Origin of the sequence: Clostridium sp. (assembly GCF_029258205.1) — a bacterium.
Lineage (GTDB): Bacteria > Bacillota > Clostridia > Clostridiales > Clostridiaceae > Sarcina.
Map to the genome: position 1 here is coordinate 1 of NZ_JARHZJ010000045.1, position 21,069 is coordinate 21,069.

18 protein-coding genes, 1 tRNA gene and 1 pseudogene are annotated in these 21,069 nt (G+C 27.2%); 18 read left to right on the forward strand and 2 right to left on the reverse strand.

The window, feature by feature from the left end; all coding sequences use genetic code 11:
• The 13 genes and pseudogenes from Q1J60_RS06760 to ligA all read left to right on the forward strand — a co-directional run.
• Window positions 1–140: pseudogene (locus Q1J60_RS06760) on the forward strand (ABC transporter permease); the annotation flags it as partial.
• A 13-nt stretch (window positions 141–153) separates the two neighbouring features.
• Window positions 154–1,131: an ABC transporter ATP-binding protein gene (locus Q1J60_RS06765; protein WP_300259924.1), complete on the forward strand. Its 978-nt coding sequence runs from the start codon at window positions 154–156 to the stop codon at window positions 1,129–1,131.
• A complete protein-coding gene (locus Q1J60_RS06770) occupies window positions 1,132–2,100 on the forward strand; it encodes an ABC transporter ATP-binding protein (protein ID WP_300259926.1) in 969 nt (322 codons plus the stop codon). It abuts the gene before it with no gap.
• 200 nt (window positions 2,101–2,300) lie between these two features.
• The gene (locus tag Q1J60_RS06775; RefSeq protein ID WP_300259928.1) at window positions 2,301–2,510 is read left to right on the forward strand and encodes a hypothetical protein; all 210 of its coding nucleotides are present in this window, start codon (window positions 2,301–2,303) and stop codon (window positions 2,508–2,510) included.
• Window positions 2,511–2,539: 29 nt separating this feature from the next.
• Window positions 2,540–3,889, forward strand: a complete 1,350-nt coding sequence (locus Q1J60_RS06780) for a glucose-6-phosphate isomerase (protein WP_300259929.1) — start codon at window positions 2,540–2,542, stop codon at window positions 3,887–3,889.
• Between the two features lie 196 nt (window positions 3,890–4,085).
• Complete coding sequence (locus Q1J60_RS06785) at window positions 4,086–4,535, forward strand: YaiI/YqxD family protein (protein ID WP_300259931.1); 450 nt, start codon at window positions 4,086–4,088, stop codon at window positions 4,533–4,535.
• Window positions 4,536–4,854: 319 nt separating this feature from the next.
• Complete coding sequence (locus Q1J60_RS06790; RefSeq protein ID WP_300259933.1) at window positions 4,855–6,900, forward strand: triple tyrosine motif-containing protein; 2,046 nt, start codon at window positions 4,855–4,857, stop codon at window positions 6,898–6,900.
• 239 nt (window positions 6,901–7,139) lie between these two features.
• Window positions 7,140–7,859 carry a pseudouridine synthase gene (locus tag Q1J60_RS06795; RefSeq protein ID WP_300259934.1) on the forward strand — a complete coding sequence of 240 codons (720 nt, stop codon included), beginning with the start codon at window positions 7,140–7,142 and terminating at the stop codon, window positions 7,857–7,859.
• 558 nt (window positions 7,860–8,417) lie between these two features.
• Complete coding sequence (locus Q1J60_RS06800; RefSeq protein WP_300259937.1) at window positions 8,418–8,753, forward strand: hypothetical protein; 336 nt, start codon at window positions 8,418–8,420, stop codon at window positions 8,751–8,753.
• Window positions 8,750–9,298: a TasA family protein gene (locus tag Q1J60_RS06805; RefSeq protein WP_300259940.1), complete on the forward strand. Its 549-nt coding sequence runs from the start codon at window positions 8,750–8,752 to the stop codon at window positions 9,296–9,298. Before Q1J60_RS06800 ends, Q1J60_RS06805 begins: the two co-directional genes overlap by 4 nt.
• Window positions 9,299–9,314: 16 nt before the next feature.
• On the forward strand, window positions 9,315–10,115 hold the full coding sequence (locus Q1J60_RS06810; protein ID WP_300259942.1) for a hypothetical protein: 801 nt from the start codon (window positions 9,315–9,317) through the stop codon (window positions 10,113–10,115).
• 237 nt (window positions 10,116–10,352) lie between these two features.
• Complete coding sequence (gene pcrA / locus Q1J60_RS06815; RefSeq protein WP_300259945.1) at window positions 10,353–12,608, forward strand: DNA helicase PcrA; 2,256 nt, start codon at window positions 10,353–10,355, stop codon at window positions 12,606–12,608.
• A 37-nt stretch (window positions 12,609–12,645) separates the two neighbouring features.
• Window positions 12,646–14,634, forward strand: coding sequence for an NAD-dependent DNA ligase LigA (ligA, locus tag Q1J60_RS06820; RefSeq protein WP_300259948.1), 1,989 nt, complete (start codon window positions 12,646–12,648; stop codon window positions 14,632–14,634).
• Window positions 14,635–14,681: 47 nt separating this feature from the next.
• On the opposite strand, the gene Q1J60_RS06825 is transcribed toward ligA, so the two are convergent.
• Entirely contained in the window at window positions 14,682–14,969 is a 288-nt protein-coding gene (locus Q1J60_RS06825; RefSeq protein ID WP_300259951.1) for a hypothetical protein, read from the reverse strand.
• Window positions 14,970–15,245: 276 nt separating this feature from the next.
• On the opposite strand from Q1J60_RS06825, the gene Q1J60_RS06830 reads away from it, so the two are divergent.
• Window positions 15,246–16,766 (forward strand): ABC transporter substrate-binding protein, encoded by a 1,521-nt coding sequence (locus tag Q1J60_RS06830; protein ID WP_300259954.1) that lies wholly within the window; start codon window positions 15,246–15,248, stop codon window positions 16,764–16,766.
• 213 nt (window positions 16,767–16,979) lie between these two features.
• Here the strand turns inward: Q1J60_RS06830 and Q1J60_RS06835 are convergent, their stop codons facing one another.
• A complete protein-coding gene (locus Q1J60_RS06835; RefSeq protein ID WP_423249120.1) occupies window positions 16,980–18,671 on the reverse strand; it encodes a hypothetical protein in 1,692 nt (563 codons plus the stop codon).
• 222 nt (window positions 18,672–18,893) lie between these two features.
• Between Q1J60_RS06835 and rph the strand changes: the two genes are divergently transcribed.
• The 4 genes from rph (at window position 18,894) to Q1J60_RS06855 (ending at window position 21,022) form a co-directional block, all read left to right on the forward strand.
• On the forward strand, window positions 18,894–19,640 hold the full coding sequence (gene rph, locus Q1J60_RS06840; protein WP_300259959.1) for a ribonuclease PH: 747 nt from the start codon (window positions 18,894–18,896) through the stop codon (window positions 19,638–19,640).
• Between the two features lies 1 nt (window position 19,641).
• The gene (locus Q1J60_RS06845; RefSeq protein WP_300259962.1) at window positions 19,642–20,256 is read left to right on the forward strand and encodes an XTP/dITP diphosphatase; all 615 of its coding nucleotides are present in this window, start codon (window positions 19,642–19,644) and stop codon (window positions 20,254–20,256) included.
• An 11-nt stretch (window positions 20,257–20,267) separates the two neighbouring features.
• Window positions 20,268–20,741 carry a metallophosphoesterase gene (locus tag Q1J60_RS06850; protein WP_300259964.1) on the forward strand — a complete coding sequence of 158 codons (474 nt, stop codon included), beginning with the start codon at window positions 20,268–20,270 and terminating at the stop codon, window positions 20,739–20,741.
• A gap of 205 nt (window positions 20,742–20,946) precedes the next feature.
• Window positions 20,947–21,022 (forward strand) — tRNA-Pro (locus tag Q1J60_RS06855).
• Window positions 21,023–21,069: the final 47 nt, after the last annotated feature.

Genomic DNA, 21,069 nt, shown 5'->3' on the forward strand with positions numbered 1-21,069 from the left:
CAGCTCAAGATTATTATACATTAACAAATAGATGGTGGTTATGGATACCTCCAGGAATATGTATATTCTTAACTGTTATATCTATAAATATTTTTGGAGATGGATTAAGAGATGCTCTAGATCCTAAGCTAAAGGTTTAAGGGGGAGAGTGTAATGGGAAAAACATTAGTAGAATTTAAAAATCTTGAAACTCACTTTAATACAGGTGAAGGAATTGTTAAAGCAGTAAATAATGTTAGTTTTAAAATAAAAGAAGGAGAGACAGTTTGTGTTGTTGGAGAATCTGGATGTGGTAAATCTGTTACTGCAATGTCTCTTATGAGATTAATACCTAGTCCTCCTGGAAAAATAGTTGGAGGAGAAATACTTTTTGAAGGAAAAGATGTTTTAAAGTTCACAGAGCAAGAACTTATGGATATGAGAGGAAATGATATATCAGTTATTTTCCAAGAGCCTATGACATCATTAAATCCAGTATTTAAAATAGGGAATCAAATTTGTGAAGCAATAATTCTTCATCAGCATTTATCAAAAGAAGAAGCTGAAAAGAAAGCCATAGAAGTTTTAAAAATAATTGGTATAGCTAGGGCAGAAGAAATAATGAAATCTTATCCTCATGAGTTATCTGGAGGAATGAGACAAAGAATTATGATTGCTATGGCAGTTTGTTGTAATCCTAAGCTTTTAATAGCTGATGAACCTACAACTGCCCTTGATGTTACAATTCAAGCACAAATTTTAGATCTTATGAGAGATATTAAAGAGAAATTAAATACATCAATATTATTAATAACACATGACTTAGGAGTAGTTGCTGAAATGGCTGACTATGTTGTTGTAATGTATGCTGGTAAGGTTATTGAAGAAGCTCCAGTTTTAGAGTTATTTAAAAATCCTCTGCATCCATATACACAAGGATTGCTTAAATCTAAGCCATCAGTTAATGGAAATGAAATTAGACTTTATTCAATACCAGGACAAGTTCCAAATCCAGTAGGTATGCCAGATAATTGTTACTTCAATGAGAGATGTGATAGGTGCATGAAAAAATGTAAGGATGACCAACCTACTCTTGTTGATGTGGGAAATAGACATAAAGTTTCATGCTGGTTATATAAGGAGGGAAAGTAGATGGCAGATAATACAGTTTTAAAAGTTGAAAATTTGAAAAAATACTTTCCGATTAAAGCAGGAGTTTTTTCTAAGACAGTTGGCAATGTAAAAGCTGTTGATGGAGTAAGTTTTACTATATATAAGGGTGAAACTTTAGGACTAGTTGGAGAATCAGGTTGTGGAAAATCAACAACAGGAAGAACAATTTTAAGATTGTTTGAAAAAACAGATGGAAATGTATATTTTGAAGGAAAAGATATTTTTGCTCTTAAAAAGAAAGAACTTAGAGAGTTAAGACCCAAAATGCAAATGATATTTCAAGATCCATATTCATCATTAAATCCTAGATTATCAGTAGACTCTTTAGTAGGAGAAGCACTTTTAAGCCATAAGTTATGTAGTAAAGAGGAATTACCTGAAAGAGTAGCTCAAACTATAGAAAGATGTGGACTTGCTAGATATCATATGAAAAGATATCCACATGAATTTTCAGGTGGACAAAGACAAAGAATAGGTATAGCAAGAGCATTAATTTTAAATCCAAGTTTTATAGTTGCAGATGAACCTGTTTCAGCACTTGATGTTTCCATACAATCACAGATTGTAAACTTAATGATGGATTTACAAGAAGAGATGGGATTTTCATATCTTTTTATATCTCACGATTTAAGTATAGTAAAACATATTTGTCATAAAATAGGTGTAATGTACTTAGGTAGTTTAGTTGAATTAGCTCCTAAAAATGAACTTTATGAGAATCCATTACATCCATATACAAAGGCATTATTATCAGCAGTTCCAATACCAGATCCTACAATCAAGAGAGAGAGAATAATATTAAAGGGTGATATTCCTTCACCAGCTAATCCACCAAGTGGATGTAAGTTTCATACTAGATGTCCATATGCTATGGATAAATGTAAGAAGGAAGCTCCAGAATATAAATGTGTTGGAAAAGATCACTTTGTTGCATGTCATTTAGTTTAATTTAAGAGTAGATTTAATGTATTAAAATGTAAAATTGAATTTAAAATTTAATTTTGTATAGTGTAGGAAAATTTAATTTCCTACACTATAGCTATATATAATAAAATTTCATTAAATATATAAAAAGTTCTATATTGTATTGTAATACATAAATAATAAGTGATAAAATATTAATGTATGGTAAACAGGGGGAATTAAGTTTGTTTTGGTTTAAAGATGAAGTAACTAGAAGAAAAGAAAAAGAAGAATATGAGAAATTAATGGGAGAAGTTAAAAATAAAGAGAAGCCAACTTTTAAGGATTTGGTTGCTATAATGTTAGCGCAATACGCAATAATACTTCCAATGGTTTTTGGAGGCCTAATTATTTTTGCGATTATATTATATATATTAATGGCGTGGGTAAAATAAATTTATAAACGCTAATGGAGGTAGTAATAATGAAAAAAGGATTAGTTGTTGATTTATCAAAAGCAGCTCCATATTTAAAATCTCACGAAGTTGCTTACATGCAAGAAACTATAAACCAAGTACACAATACATTACATAATGGAACAGGTGCAGGAAACGACTTTTTAGGATGGGTTGATCTACCAGTTAATTATGATAAAGATGAGTTTGCTAGAATAAAAGAAGCTGCTAAGAAAATACAAGGTGATTCAGATGTATTAATTGTTATAGGAATAGGTGGTTCTTACTTAGGAGCAAGAGCTGCTATAGAAATGTTAACTAATAACTTCTATAACTCTCTACCAAAAGATAAGAGAAAAACACCAACTATATTCTACGCAGGAAATAATATAAGCTCAAGTTACATGGCTGATTTATTAAATGCTATTGAAGGATTAGATGTAAGTTTAAATGTTATATCAAAATCAGGTACTACTACAGAGCCTGCTATAGCTTTTAGAATTTTAAAAGAGTACATGGAAAAGAAATATGGAAAAGAAGAAGCTAAGAAAAGAATATATGCTACAACAGATGCTGAAAAAGGTGCTTTAAAAACTTTAGCTGATGCTGAAGGATATGAAACTTTTGTAATTCCAGATGATGTTGGAGGAAGATTCTCAGTATTAACACCAGTTGGATTATTACCAATAGCTACTGCTGGAATAAACATAGATGAAATGATGGAAGGAGCTGCTGATGCTAGAGAAGAATATTCTAACCCTTCATTAGCTGATAATGAATGTTACAAATATGCAGTTGCTAGAAATGCTTTATACAATAAAGGTAAAGCTATAGAAATATTAGTTAACTATGAGCCAGCACTTCACTATTTCAATGAATGGTGGAAACAATTATATGGAGAATCACAAGGAAAAGATAATAAAGGATTATTCCCAGCTGCCGTTGACTTCTCAACTGATTTACACTCAATGGGACAATACATTCAACAAGGTAGAAGAAATATCTTTGAAACAGTTATTAATGTAGAATCTCCAAGAGAAGAAATAGTAATAGAAGCTAATGAAGAAAACATAGATGGATTAAACTTCTTAGCTGGAAAAACTATGGATTATGTTAACAAACAAGCATTCAGAGGAACTTTAATTGCTCATAATGATGGAGAAGTTCCAAATGTAGTTGTTAATGTTCCAGAAATGACACCGTACTACTTCGGAAGATTAGTTTACTTCTTTGAAAAAGCTTGTGGAGTAAGTGGATATCTTCTAGGAATAAATCCATTTGATCAACCAGGTGTTGAAGCTTACAAGAAAAATATGTTTGCTTTACTTGGAAAACCAGGTTTTGAAGATTTAAAAGCTAAGTTAGAAGAAAGATTATAATATAAATTTAATTATAAAAAGAAGCTCTTTTTAGAGCTTCTTTTTTGTTTTAATAGTATAATTTTATTAATATATAAATTATTTATTATTGTAGGAATATTAGTAAATCAATATGAAGATTTATAATTTTATTAATGGTTAATTATTTAATATTAAATAATTATAATAGGGAATGTATTATGGGAGGAGTAGAAAAGTGAAAATAATTATTGATGGTGATGGATGTGCAGGAAGAGATATAATTGAAAAAGTTGCTAAAAAGCATTTAGTCAAAATATTAATTTACTGTACAATAAATCATATGATAAATTCAGATTATTCTGAGGTGAGAATGGTTGATGGTGGATTTCAAAGTGTAGATATGTATGTGGCTAATAACACAGAGAAAAATGATATTGTAATAACTCAAGATTATGGAGTAGCAGCTATGGCTTTAGGAAAAGGAGCTTTAGCTATTAGTCCTAGAGGATATATTTATGATGATGATAATATTGATAGACTTCTTTTTGAAAGACATTTAAGTCAAAAAAATAGAAGGGCTGGTGGAAAATCAAAAGGCAATCATAAAAGAAATAAAGAAGATGATGATAGACTTTATTATAATTTAGAAGTTTTGATAGAAAAGGTAAAATCTATTTTAAATTAAATATAATAAAATAAGGTTTGGAAAATTAGAAAATAAATAATATAGATAATATTTAAATCGTATAAAAAAGAAATCTCAGAGTGGCTGAGATTTCTTTAATGGTTTGATTATATGGATATAATAAAATTAGGAGATTTACAGTGTTAAGTAACACTATTTATATTATAGACAGTTTTAAACTTTTTATACATTTTATAAAAGAAGAAAAAATGTAGAAATAGAATGTTTTATGATGAGAAAAATAGAAAATATTTACATAAAAACGGAAGTATAATATAATCTATTTATCTATAACGTTTAGGGGGTTAGGAGATAAATTATGGGAGAATTAATTTTAGAGTTAGATGCAAGAGATATAATAGAAGATAATAGTCCGGTTAACATAAAAATAATAAATAATACTAATGATAATTTAAGGTATAAAATATTAATAGGAAAGGATGGAATTTGGGAAACTTTAAGAGAATTTGAAAAGGAAAATGAATTTATTTGGACTCCTAAAGAAAATGGAGATTATATGATTATGGTTCAAGGAAGAAAAAAAAATTCAAATAAGCCTTTTGATTATAAAGTTACTCAGAGTGTTAATGTGAAAAGAAGAGTTGATGGGCTTAATAATGAAAAAACTAAAGATGAAATTAAGGAAGAAAAGTTAATAAAAGGAATATATCTAAATAAAGATGTATTTAATGTTGGAGAGAAGGCTGAATTAAAGATTGACAGTAAAAATGAAAATATTATGTATAGATATTTTATAAGTGGAAATAATGGATGGCAGCTTATAAAAGATTATACACTAGAAAATAAATTAAATTATACTATTAATGAAAGTGGTCAATTTGAGTTTTTAATTGAGTGTAAGAAAACAAGTTCGACTAATACAGCAGATGACTATGACACAGTGATATTTACAGCAAAAGAATTTGTAAAGCCTGAAATAATTAATTTTATTAATTTAAGTGAAAAATTAATAGTAAACTCAGAGCTTACATTTGAAGTGGGAGCAAATTTTGAAGATGAAAGAACAGCACTATATAAGTTTGTAAAAATTTCACCTGATGGAAGTAGAACTTGTATTCAAGATTTTTCATCAAGTCGTATAGTAACTTTTAAAGAATTTAAAGAGGGAAGATATAAGCTTTTATGTTTAATAAGAGATATGTATTCTAATAAGGAATTTGATGATAGAGCTGTAATGGTATATGATATAAAACCATATGAACAATTACAATTAAGAAGTTTTACTACAGATTTAAGCTCACCTCAAGAAAAGGGAGAGATAATAGAGATAAAAGCTGTTATTGATGGAGGAAGTGATGTTCTCTATAGATTTAAAATAGATGGAGAAATATCTGAAGATACAGGTTATACAAGAAATAGCATTTTAAAATGGAATGCTAAAAAAGAAGGAAATTATAGAATAACTCTCTGGGCTAAGGATGAATCATTTATTGGAGATTATGAATTAGAATCAAAATTAGATTATAAAATAGAAAAAAAGGTTAAAAAGTCAATAAAAATAACAGAATTAATATTTGATAGAGATAAGACACATATAATTAATGAAGTAATAAAACTTAGAGTTAGTGCAGAAGGAGGTACTGACTTAAAGTATTCATTTGTAATAATTAAGGACGGTGAAGCTATAGAAAGTATTGATTTTGGAAGTAACAATTGGGTAGAATTTATTCCAAATGAAAAAGGGGATTATCAGCTTGATGTAAGAGTAAAAGATAAATATTCAGCAAAGGAATATGATGTACATACTGTACTAAATTTTAAAGTTATGGAGTATGCAGAAGGGAAAATTGATCATATATTAGTTCCAGCTAAGGAATATTTTTTAGTTGGAGATGATATTGATATTGAAGCAATAGTTCAAAATACTAGACAAGTAAAGGTTAAGTATGTTACTAAGGTAAATGGCCAAGTAGTAGAAGAAACTGATTATGTAAAAAATAAGAGGTTTAAAGTTACGCCAAAATGTCCAGGAAAATACACAATTGATATATTCGCTAGAAATATTAAATGTAAAGAGGGATTTGATTCAAGAAGGGAAGTAAGGTTTTATGTTAATGAAGCTCCACCTGTTACAGCTACTAAAATAAGTACTTCTTATAAAGTATTTAAAATTAATGAAGAAATAAACTTTTCTACAAAATGTGAAGGTGGAAGTAGAGTTTGCTATGAATATTATATAATGATTAATGGAAACTGGTCTTTAGTTCAAAAATATAGTAGAAAGAGTTATTATTCTTTTAGACCATATGTACCAGGAAAGTATAAGGTCTTAGTATTAACTAAAAGTTATTATAAAAAATGTGCTTATGAGGATTATGATACTTTTGAATTTAAGGTAGAATGACATATTAAAGTTTAATATACATTTAAGGCTCTATTTTAGATAACATTGATTTTAAAATAAAGGTTTATGATCAATTTAGTATATTAATATTAAATTGGGTTTTAAATTATACAAAATCAATTTTTATTTAAAATAGAGTCTTATTTATTTTAACAGTTTTAATAAGTTGTAATTAGTTAAACTTTGATTTATACTAACCACAGATATAAATGTGATTTTTTACGAGGAGTGATTATTTAGTGGAAAGATTAGATAAGGTTTTATCAAACTTAGGATACGGAACGAGAAAAGAAATAAAGCAAGTTGTTAAAAAAGGTTTTGTAACAGTTAATGATGAGAAGGTTAAAGATAGCGGACTTCAAATAGATCCTGAGAAAGATGTAATAGTTATAAATGGAGAAAAAGTAGAGTATAAAAAGTATATATATTTAATGATGAATAAGCCAGCAGGAGTAATTTCAGCAACTTATGATAAGAGAGATGAAACGGTTATTGACTTGTTATATATGGAAGATCAAGTTTTTGAACCTTTTCCAGTAGGAAGACTTGATAAAGATACAGTAGGATTATTGTTATTAACTAATGATGGTGATTTAAATCATAAGTTAATCTCACCTAAATATCATGTTGATAAGGTTTATTATGCAGAAATAAATGCGCCTATAACAGAAAAAGATATTAAAGCTTTTGAAAATGGAGTAACTTTAGATGATGGATATAAGTGTATGAGTGCAAAACTTAAGGTTATAGAAAATTTTGATGATTCATCTAAAGTAGAAGTTACTATTCAAGAGGGGAAATATCATCAGGTAAAAAGAATGTTTGAATCTAGAGGAAAAAAAGTTGTTTATTTAAAAAGAACTTCTTTTGGTAATCTTCCTCTTGATGAAAGTTTAGAGGAAGGCGAATATAAAGAACTTTCAGAAAGTGAATTAGCGGTGATTTATAAAAATTTTTAGAAAATTAAATCATAATGATTGTGAATAGAAAAATTATGGGGGAAAACTTGCAAAAAAAATATTAGATTACTTGCAATTTAAGTAAACATCTAATATAATAAGTGTGCGAGGATAAATAAAAGGAATAAATAGCCCCCTTTTTATTTATTGCTTATTGCTGAAACGCAACCTAGCCCCAAGGGTTGCGTTTTTTATTTGTATAAAAATGCAAGAAAACTTGTGTTTAAGATTAATTATTGAAATAATATATTCAAATTTACAAAGAGTTGATACTTTAAAGTATCAACTCTTTTTGGTTTATAATATGTTTTAAATAAATGTTGCTATACATATAGATGTTGTGTAAATAATTATTTAAAACAATATATTTATTATGAAAATATTGATTTAAGAACTAGAACTATAATGTAGATAAATATGATTAAGTTTATTATTAATATTATTTAATATTTTTCTAAAATAAGAATGAACTAGGTTCTTTTTTATTTATTAATGAATATAAATATAAAGTTAAAATAGATTTATTATGTTAAGGCTATTAAAAGGAGGGAAAACAGTATGAGTAGAACTAAAAGCGCATTTTTGTGTGCACTTTTAGTAACATTAGTTTTTATTCCAGTTAAATATGATATTGTATTTGCTAAAGAAAAAGTTGGCGTTACTACTGAGGGAGTAGAGGAAAAGAATAATTTATTTAATGAGATAATTATTGGGGAAACAGGAAGTTTAGAAGAAAGTTCAATAAAAATATCTAATAATTTAAGTGAAAATGGTATATTATTCAATACAGGGATATCTAGCAATAAAAATTTTATGATTTTTGTAGTTCTAGCTTTGGGTATAGAATTATCAATATTAAAGTTACCTCAAAAAAAAGGAGGAGATTTAATATGAAAAACGCTAAGATAAGAAGAATAATTTCATTAGTATTGGCTATAGGAATTACAGGAGGTTTAGGAAGTTTAGCCTATTTTTCACATGAGGAAAATATAAACAGCGATTTAAAGTTAACTTTAGGAACTTTAAGTTCAGAGGCTAAAAAAACAATTAAAATAGATAAAATGGATATAGAAGTTCCTGTTAGTGATAATTTTATAATAGCTAATAATGGAACTTTAGATCAAAGAGTTAAAATAAATTTTAAAAATCCATCAATAGGAAATGATGGATTAGAGAAAATAAAGTACTCATTAAGTTTTAAAAGTAGTGAAAATAGGGATATAAAAGGATATGGCGATGGAGAAGAAAAATTACTTTCTCTATTTGATAAAACTATTGAATTATTAGATTCAGAAGGTAATGAAGTAGTTTTAAATGATGGTGAAGTTTTAACTGCTACATTAACATTGAATATGCAAAGGGATATGCCAAGAAAATATTCCAATACTGAATTTAAATTTGATTTAAATATAAGATATACACAAAAAAATAATAAATAGTAGAGGAGGAGTTTAAGTGATTAGTAAAAATAAAATTATAGCATTAATTTTAGGGGGTTCACTTGCTTCAAGTGCTACTTATGGAAGTTATGCTTATTTTAATGGAGAGTATTCAGTAGAAAATACCATTAAAATAGTTGATTTAGATCCTAATGAAAGTCCTTTTGAAGTTTTAAATATAAGTACTAGAGAAAACTCTATTGTATTAGAATTTTCTAAAAAAGTGTTTTATAGTGGAAGTGATATAAATAAAGACATTATTGGAAGTGAAACTTTTTTAGATAATGTTGAAATTTCAATAGATGGAAAGGAAATTATAATAAGTAAGAAGGATGGCTCATTTTTAATTCCTGTTGGAATAGAAAACAATTTGCCAAGTATAAAATTAAATAGCAATTTCGAAGATAGATTTGGGAAGCGTTTAGAAGAAATAATATTATACTTATATGAAGATTCTAATGGAAGTGTAGCTTATAGTTTAACTAATACCAATAACAAGAGTGATGACATGACTAAACCTAATAATGAGGTCAAGGAAAATGAAGTAAATAACTCTAATGATAAGGTGGATAAAGTAAATTCATCTAATAATAATGAGAATAAATTGACTAAACCTAATAATGAGAATGATAAAGTAAATAAACCTAATAATGAATCTTCAGTAGAAAGTTATAATAATGAAAGTCAAAATTTTGAAAGTTCGAATAGTGAGAAGAACAATAATAAACATTCAGCAGGAGAGAATTCTATTAAGGAAGGAAATTTAGAGGAAGAAAAGCTTAATGGAAATGAGCTAAATAAACTTTTAGGAGAATGAGATATTTTAGATAATATTAGAAATTTTAATTAAGAAAAAATATCTAAAATAATTAAAATTTGAAAGATTATTTTTAAATTAAGAGTATTATATTTGAAATAAATGGTCACATTTTATAATGCGGCCATTTATTTTTTTATTAGTCATGTAAAAGAATAATATGTTTGATAAAATATAATATATAGATTTATATGGTATAATAAAGTTTAGTTTTATTGTAGGAATAGGAGTGATCTAATGGATTTAAAAAGCTTGCTTAATAAAGAACAATATGAAGCAGCAACCACAATTGATGGTCAAGTACTTATATTAGCAGGAGCAGGTTCTGGCAAAACCAGAGTGCTTACACACAGAATAGCATATATGATAGAGAATGATATAAAACCTTATAATATATTAGCGATAACATTTACAAATAAAGCGGCAGGAGAAATGAGAGAAAGGGTAAAATCTTTAGTTGGTGAAGTAGCTAATAATATGTGGATATCAACATTTCATTCATCTTGTGTGAGAATTTTAAGAAGAGAAATAGATAAGTTAGGTTATAGTAAAGACTTTACAATATATGATTCATCAGATCAGAAAACATTAATAAAACTTGTAATGAAAGATCTTAATATTAATGACAAAGAGATAACTGATCTAGAGATTTTAGGGACTATAGGGAAAGCAAAGGATAACATTCAAAGTGCACAGAGTTTTAAGAAAGAAAATGAAAGCAATTTTAGAAAAAATAAAATAGCAGATGCATATCTTTTGTATCAAAAGAAATTAAAAGAAAATAATGCCTTAGATTTTGATGATTTAATAGTAAAAACTGTTGAGTTATTTAGAAAGCATAATGATGTATTAGAGTTTTATCAAAATAAGTTTAAATACATAATGATAGATGAGTATCAAGATACAAATAAAGCTCAGTATGAATTTGCCAAGCTTTTAGCTAAAAAACACAAAAATATATGTGTAGTTGGTGATGATGATCAATGTATTTATGCTTGGAGAGGCGCAGATATAAGAAATATATTAGATTTTGAAAAGGATTATCCACAGGCTAAAGTTATTAAGCTTGAACAAAACTATAGATCAAAAGGAAATATTTTAGAAGCTGCTAATAAAGTTATAAAAAATAATGCAGAGAGAAAATTTAAAATTTTAAGAACTGAGCAAGTAGAAGGAGAAAAAATAAGTATTCATAGAGCTTACTCAGATAAAATGGAAGCTGCTTTTGTAGTTTCAGAGATAGAAAAATTAAAAAGTGATAAAGGATATAAATATAAAGATTTTGCTGTTCTTTATAGAACAAATGCACAGTCACGTAATTTTGAGGAAGCCTTAAGAAGAGCAGGAATTCCATATAGAATTTTTGGAGGTCTAAAATTCTATGATAGAAAAGAGATAAAAGATATTCTTGCATACTTAAAAATAATAGTAAATCCTAAAGATTCTATAAGTTTAAGAAGAATAATAAATGTTCCTAAAAGAAGTATTGGAGATACTACTGTAGAAAAACTTCAAAATCATGCAACTGAAATAGATGACACATTATACAATGTTTTATTAGATGTAGATTATGTACCAGGGTTAACAGCTAGAAGCATAAATCCGATTAAGAAGTTTACTGATATGATGGAAGAAATAATGGTTATGTCAGAGCAATTAAGTGTATCTCAATTAATTGAATATGTTTTAGAAAAAACAGGTTATTTAAAATCACTTAAAGATTCAAAGCTTATAGAGGATCAAAGTAGAATAGAAAACTTAGAAGAATTAGTTTCTGATGCTGTTGAATTTGAAAAAAGTAATGAAGAAGATAAGTCATTATCATCTTACTTGGAGAAGGTTGCTCTTGTTCAAGATATGGATGATTTAGAAGCAGAAGATAATTATGTAATGCTTATGACAGTTCATAGCTCAAAGGGACTAGAATTCCCAACAGTTTTCTTAGTTGGTATGGAAAATGGAATATTCCCAAATGCAAGTTGTTTTGAACATGATAACCAAATGGAAGAGGCTAGAAGACTTTGTTATGTTGGAATAACTAGAGCTGAGGAAAAGTTATATATGACATCAGCTGAAACAAGAATGATATTTGGTAAGACAGTAGCTTATGGACAATCAGATTTTATATCAGAAATTCCAGCTAATATAAAAGACTACATAAATATTAATGGTAAAAGTTCAAGTAATTCTTTAAAAAATAGTTCACAAACTTATGGAGAGCTAAGAAAAACTTATAATCCTCACAGTATTAGAGGAGGAATGAGCATTTCTAAAGCCGATGAATCTATAAATAAGACTTTATCAGGAAAGTCTTCAGTAAATGTAGAAATAGATGAATTAACTATGGGAAGAAAAGTTAAGCATCCTAAGTTTGGGGTTGGTACATTAATAACAAAGAGTAAAGTTGGAGATGACTATAAGATTACAATTGCCTTTGATAGTCAAGGAGTTAAACATTTAATGTTTAGCTTTGCACAACTAGAGCTTCTTTAATATAGAAATTTACTTTAATAAGGAGTAGATGAGTAAGATGGATAAGAAAAAGTTAATAGAAGAGTTAGTTGAAGAGTTAAATAAATATGCCTATGAATATTATGTTTTAGGAAATTCTTCAGTAACAGATAAAGATTATGATAAAAAGTATTATGAATTAGTAGATTTAGAAAAGGAAACAGGATATAAATTACCATATTCACCTACTCAAAGAGTTGGTGATGTAATTCTTCCTGAGTTTAAAAAATACACTCACAAAGCTAGACTTTGGAGTTTAGATAAAGCTCAAACTTTAGAGGAAATTAGAGAGTGGCACAATAGAAATGTTAAATTTGTTGAAGAATATAATAAAACTTCAGAGGAAGAATTACCACCATTAAAATATATTTTAACTAAAAAGTTTGATGGATTAACAATTAATCTTTCTTATGATGAAAATGGAGTGTTAGTTACTGGAGCAACTAGAGGAACTGGAGCTATTGGTGAAGATGTGACAGCTCAGGTTAAAACTATAAAATCAATTCCATTAAAAATTGATTGTCATGATTTTTTAGAAATTCATGGAGAGGCTATTATGACTACAGAAGCCTTTGAAAAGTACAATAGTAAAGCAGAGAGTCCTCTTAAGAATTTAAGAAATGGAGCAGCAGGAGCTTTAAGAAATTTAAATGTAGCGGAGACAGCTAAAAGAAATTTATCAGCCTTCTTCTATGATGTTGGATATAAGGAAGGAGTTCCCTTTAAAACTTATATGGAAATGCTAAATTTCATAAAAACTAAGGGCTTTCCAATGGATGATTATATTAGGGAATGTACTACTTTAGATGAAATTGAAAAAGAAATTGATTATATAAGAGATATAAGATTTGATTTAAATTATGATATAGATGGATTAGTAATAGCTATAGACGATATAAGAACAAGAGAACTTTTAGGATACACAGTTAAATTCCCTAAATGGGCTATTGCATATAAGTTTGAAGCGCAAGAGGTTACAACTAAGCTTTTAGATGTTGAATGGAATGTAGGTAGAAGTGGAAGAGTATCCCCAACAGCTATATTAGAGCCAGTAGAGTTAGCTGGAGTTACTGTTAAGAGAGCTACATTAAACAATATGGATGATATAGCTAGAAAAGGAGTAAGATTAGGATCTGAAGTATTTGTAAGAAGAAGCAATGATGTTATTCCAGAAATAATGGGAGTAGTTCCGGAAAGTTTAGAAGGTACAAAGAAAATTGAAGAGCCAAAGATATGCCCGGCTTGTGGAGCTCATTTAGTTCATGAAGGAGTTCATATATATTGTGAAAACACTTTAGGCTGTAAGCCACAAATGGTTAAAACTATAGTTCACTTTGCAGGAAGAGAAGCTATGAACATAGCAGGTTTTTCAGAAAGAACAGCAGAACAATTATTTGAAAAGCTTGATATAAGAGATATATCAGATCTTTATAAATTAGAATATGAAAAATTATTAGGTTTAGATAAGTTTGGGCCAAAGAAAGCACAAAATCTTTTAGAGGCTATAGAAAAAAGTAAAGATTGTACTCTAGAAGCATTTTTATATTCTTTAGGAATTCCTAATGTAGGAGTTAAAACTGCTAAGGACTTAGTAAAGAGGTTTGAGTCTTTGGAAAATCTAGAAAAGGCTACTTTTGAAGAATTAATATCTGTTCAAGATGTTGGAGATATAGTTGCTAGAAGTATAATAGAATTCTTTAAAGAGGAAAGAACTTTAAAAGTAATAAATGAATTATTATCCCTTGGAGTAAATCCTCATTATGAGAAAAAAGAAGTATTAGAAAGTCTATTTATGGGAAAAACAGTAGTAGTAACTGGGACTTTAGAAAACTATTCTAGAACATCAATAAAAGAAAAATTAGAATCTTTAGGAGCAAAGGTTTCAGGAAGTGTAAGTAAAAAGACTGATTTTGTAATAGCAGGAGAAGCGGCAGGTTCAAAATATGATAAAGCTAAATCTTTAGGTGTTACTATATTAAGTGAAGAAGAATTTGAAAAGATGATATAAAAAATAAAGCTATGTGATTGATTCACATGGCTTTTATTTTTTATTTCTTATGATATATTTGTATCCTCTTCTGAGTTTATATTAGATTTAATATCTTTATCTAAAAGAGTTTCATTTAGTTCAGAATATGAAACTGAATCATCCATATCATTTAAGTTATTAAATATTTTTTCTTTATTTCTTATTAGAGATATATTATGTGCTATTTTTTCGAGTAAATAATTTTTATATTTTATTTGTCTATAAGCTTTATTTGCGATTACAAAACTCCAGATTCCTAAAAATATCATTATTAACATGAAAAGTATAGCAACAACTTGAACTGCTAAAGTCATTTAATTTTACCTCCAGATAAAATAATAAATAAATTATACCATGAGAATAGTTGAAAATAGTATTAAATAATTATTACATTAAAACATATAATTTTATTAAGTAATAAGTAAGGAGGTAAGTATATGCTAAAATCTTTATTTTAAGTGTAAAATATTTGTTTTTATATAAGTTTTAATAATTTTAAATTACTTTCTTGAGTAATATAAGTATGGGTATTTCTTTTAATATAGTTGTCAATAATTTAAAGGGAAAAGATTATTGAAGGAGATATTTACATGAAGAAAGTGATTTTATTTATATGTTTAATAATTTTATTAGTAGTTGGAGTAGGAAGGAGTTATATTGATGTATCCCATGTTTCCACTATGAATTTTGATTATAATGAAGAGCTTATATATTCTCTTGAAAGTTTACCAAATACTATAAGGGCTAGTGAAGCTTTGAGTACAGGAGAAGAAGATTTAGTAAGTAATATATTTTCAGGATTAGTTGAAGTAAATGAAAAAGGAGAACCAATTCCAGACCTTGCTATAGGATGGAAGGTTAGTGATGATGGTTTAGAATATAAATTTAAGATTAATGAAAAAAACAAGTGGAGTAATGGTAAAGAAGTAACAGCAAAAGATTTTCAAATGTTTTTTAGAGATTTATTAAGTCCAGATAATGAAGAATATACAAGTAGTGAGTTAAATAGCATTTATGGAGTTAAGGATTATAGAGAAGGGAAAATTGATTTTAGTGAAGTAGCAATTAATAGTATTGATGATTATACATTAGTCTTAAGAATGAATAATAAGGATGATAATTTACTGAAAAATTTAGCTAAACCTATATATAGACTAAGAGATTTAAATGAACCATTAGATAACTATAAGATGGATTTTAATGAAATATCATATACTGGGCCATATGTTATATGTGATGTAACTGATAATGGATTTATAAAATTAAAAGACAACCCTTATAATAATAGTGAATTAGAAATAAAAGATATAACCTTTAAGGAGAAAGATTCTGATGAAATTGAATTAGCTGCTTTTAATTTAGAAAAAGTAGATATTTTAAAGAATCCTCCTATAATATATTCAGAAGACATTGGATTATATAAAGATTTAAGTAAATATAATAATGGTATTTTAAAGTTAATGATTGTAAATAGTGATAAGGCTGAGATGAGTAAGGGAATATCTAATATTATGCAAGTTTTAATTAGTGATAGTAATATATTAAAAAATAATTTAGGAAAACCCTATATAAAAATAATAAATAACAAAGGAGAGATTGATTCAATTAAAAAAGATGAGGTTAAATCAAATTATATAATTGGTGAATCAGAAAAAAATAATTTTAAAGAAGAGGGTAAAAATACTTTAAAAAAGGTTCTTAGTCACAATGAGGTCTTGAAAATAGTTGTAGGAGACAATGAAGAGGATAAAGTTTTAGCTAATGAACTTAAAAAGTTTCTAGACAAGGAGCTATCCATAAAGAGTATAGTAAAGGTTTATGAAGATGATATAAAGGAAGCAATAGAAAGTGGAGAATTTAATATAGCTTTTGGTGAATTTAACCTAAATGATAAAAACTCAAAAATCTTAAAAAAAGAAAATATAAATACAAAAGAGGATAAATCGGAAGATAAAAATAAAGAAAGTGAAAAAGAGAATTCTACTTTAAAAGAGTTCAATTTAAGTTTAGTTAGTTTATATTTTAAAAATGATGTTTGGTGTAAGTCGTCAAAGGTTAATTATTTATTTATTGATGGAAATGGAAATTTAGTATTAAAATATAGCAGTTAAAATACTTAGAAGTTTGTATTAAAGTAAATTCTAAGATTAGTATTAAAAAAACTATAGAGAAATTTGTTTTTGCAGAAATTTCTCTATATTCTCTAAATTTCCTTATGGTATTAAATTCTAATATTTAATAATAAAACCTATAAATAGCATATTAGGAAATGAACAATATATAAGTTCATAGAAAGCTATTTATAAATTTTAAATTATAAATTATCATAAATCAGTAGAATCAAGAATATTTTTCATTTTATCATCTAAATCTTCTTTTTTATCTATTGAATAATCAGTATATTTTGATATTTCTCTAGTTAAGTTTCTATTTATTGATGATGGAGAAATTTCATTAATTTGATCTTCATTAATTATAGAATTATAGTCTGAGTCTCCGGCATTAGGTGGAACTACAGGAGTATTTGAGTTATTAGTAAGTTTATTTGTTCTTTCTATATCTTTTAAAGAGTCTATTTGTTCTATTAATATAGAACTTTTTTTCTCTTTGGGAGTATCATTAATAAAATCTATATATCTATCAATAAAACTATTTATAAATACAAAGAATATGAACATATTTTTTGTACTATCAAAAGTAGTTTTATCTGAAGTGAAAATTGATTTTTTTGTAGAGTACTTTATATTTTTTGTAAATATAGGTGCCAATCCTGTAAGTTCAGGACTATTAGCATTAGTCATTCTAAACATTGATTCATCAATTAAATCATCAGGTTTTAAAGAGAACTTTTTATATCTTTCATGAGAATCTAAATTTGGAGCATCAGGGAAACTAGTTACTATTCCTGAGTTAACTATATAATTTTTATAGACTTTAGATATTATATTTTCTCTTTTATCTGAGGAATCATCATCTAAATCAAAGGACATTAAAAGATTAGTTAAATATAAACATATTTCCATGTTAGTATATTTATATTCTTTTTTATCTGTTCCTTTTACTATTATTCCTTTTTCATCATTAAACATATTACAGAAAAGCTCAATTAAGTCTAAGTAAGCATCTTTAAATATAAGTATGTTTGTATTCTTGTAGCTTAAATACATATTTAAGGCTATTAGAGAAGTTGTTTCAAGGTTAGAAAATGTACTATTTGATTCATAGTATTTATTTAATATGAAATCAGATAAATCTAAAACTAATAATTTACAATATTCATTATCTGAGTATAGAAGCATGTTATTTAAACAATAATTTATTTTGCAACATTCATCTAAAGAAAGTAAGTATAATTCTTCCTTGAAATTAACAAACATGTTTAATATTTGGAGTGCAAAATCTTCATAGGTTTTGCTATCAGAATTTTCTGGAACTAGCTTACTATACATATAGTAAGTTAACATCATTAAAGCTTGATCTGAGTAAGACATTGCATCTTCTTTTTCACTTATATTTAACCCGGATTTAGAAGAAGACTCTTCATTTTTTTTATCTACAAAAAAACCTTCTGAATTTCTTAAATAGGTATAATAAAATTCAAGTTGAAGCTTACTTAAATTTTTATAAAAAGTAGCTCTTTTATAAAGTGTACTATTAATATTTTTAAAATTTTCATAGTAAGAACAAAGTCTTAAAAGAGAAAGGGTCATTAATGCATTAGATGAAACTGGAATATCCTTTTTAAAGGTGGTATCATCCCATGTTTTTGAATATTTAGAAGAATAAATATTAGGTTTTGCTTTTCTATATATACAAATTAGGGGAGTATTATTTTTAAAGAATGATATTTCATCTTTTTTAAAATTTTCTTTAAGGTTTTTATAATTTGTAGATATTCCACATCTAGATTCAAGTACTATATGATTTACTGATTCTTTTGAAAGAAAAAGTAATTGGGATGCTATCTCTTCTTTAGAAAGAGAATTGGCTTTTAAGAATGAATTTATATACTTCAAATAATTCACCTCATGATATTATTTCTTATATATATTAATATGAATTTTTATTATAAATATTACCTAGTGAATATATAATACTTTTAGGTGAAATAAAGGTTTAAAGAAACTTTTTATGAGTATAATTTTTATATATAATCTATGTTGATAAAGGATAAAATAACCAATATACTAATCTTATAATTAGTGTTTTTAAAATAAAGTAAGGTGAGGAGATATTAAATGAGAAGTAGTGTAAGAAAAAAGGAACAGATAAGACCAGTTAAAATAACAAGAAACTTTACTAAATATGCAGAAGGATCTGTATTAATAGAAGTTGGAGATACAAAAGTATTATGTACTGCTTCAATAGAAGAGAAAGTTCCACCTTTTTTAAAAGGAGCTGGAGAAGGATGGATAACTGCTGAATATAATATGCTTCCAAGAAGTACTCAAAGCAGAAAACAAAGAGATATAAATAAAGTGAAAATAGATGGAAGAACAATGGAGATACAAAGACTTATAGGAAGAGCTCTTAGGTCAGCTGTGGATATGAAAGTTTTAGGTGAAAAAACTATTTGGATAGACTGTGATGTGCTTCAGGCTGATGGAGGAACTAGAACAGCATCTATTACAGGTTCATTTGTTGCATTAGTTGATGCTGTAAATAAACTTCATAAAAAGAAACCTTTTAATGTTTATCCTATAAGACACTTTGTTAGTGCAGTAAGCGTTGGAATAGTAGGAGAAGATAAAGTATTAGACTTATGCTATGAAGAAGACCATGTTGCTAAAATAGATATGAATGTTGTAATGACGGAAGAGAGAGAGTTCATAGAAATTCAAGGAACTGGAGAGTCAGGACCTTTTTCAAGAAAAGAATTAGATGAATTATTAAATCTTGCTGAAAAAGGAGCAAAACAAATGATACAAGCACAAAAAGATGCTTTAAAAACAGATTCTTTATGGATAGGAACAGGGAGAGAGTAAAATGAAAAAATTTATACTAGCAAGTAATAATGCACATAAGGTAAGAGAAATAAAAGAAATATTAAAAGATTTTAATCTGAATATATTATCTTTAAATGAAGCAGGAATAGATATAGATATTGAAGAGGATGGCAAAACATTTGAAGAGAATTCTTTTAAAAAAGCCAATGAAATAAGAAAGTATTTACTTAATAAGGATGAAAGTGATTTTATTGTAATGGCTGATGATTCAGGTTTAGAAGTAGATTATTTAAAGGGAGCTCCTGGTATATATTCTGCTAGATATTCAGGTGAGCATGGAAATGATTCTAAAAACAATGAAAAATTATTAGAGGAATTAAAAAATGTTAAAGAAGATGAAAGAAAAGCTAACTTTATATGTGTAATAGTTTTAGTTACAGATAAAGGAGATAAAATAGTAGCAGAGGGAAAAAGTTATGGGGTAATTTTAGAAGTTTTAAATGGAAGTGAAGGATTTGGGTATGATCCTTTATTTTTCGTACCAGAATACAAGAAAACTTTCGCTGAAATGACTTCAGATGAAAAGAATGCCATTAGCCATAGAGGAAGAGCTTTAGAAAAACTGAAGAGTAATTTAGAAGAGATACTTAAATAGGAGGAAAAGAAATGAAAGTAGCTATAGTTAGTGATACACATGGAGTTACTCATGTTATTGAATATGTAAAGACTTTACTAAATGATTCAGATATTCTTATACATTTAGGAGATAATATAAATGATGTTAAGTTATTAAGTGAAGGTTTTAATGGAAAGGTATATTCTGTTTTAGGAAACTGTGATTATGAAAGAAATGGGAAAGTTGAGCAAGTGATTGAAATTGAAGGTAAAAAATTTCTAATAACTCATGGACATAAATATACAGTTAAATATGGATTAGATAAAATTTATTATAGAGGACTTGAATTAGGATTAGATGGAGTGATTTTTGGGCATACTCATAGAAAAGTAGCATTAAAAGAAGGAGATATGTGGATAATAAATCCAGGTAGTCCATCAATACCTAAAGATGGAGAAGCGAGTATAGCATTTATGAATATAGATTCTAAAAATATAGATATAAGTTTTTTTCTGTTTAACTAGAATTAAATTAAAAAAATAAGTGTTAATACATAAAAAACTCTATGTATTAGCACTTTTTATAGAAAGAAAACATAGATTTTATCAGGAGTTCAGAGGATTTGATAATTTTTTTTGAAAAAACTTTGGAAAAAGTGTTGACATAATAATAACTATACTGTAGAATAACTATTGTCGTCGCGAGAGAGTGGCGGTGAAACAAAGCCTTCGGGGTGTGGCGCAGATGGGAGCGCGCGTGGTTTGGGACCATGAGGTCGCAGGTTCGATCCCTGTCACCCCGACCATTATGCGGGTGTAGTTCAATGGTAGAACACCAGCCTTCCAAGCTGGA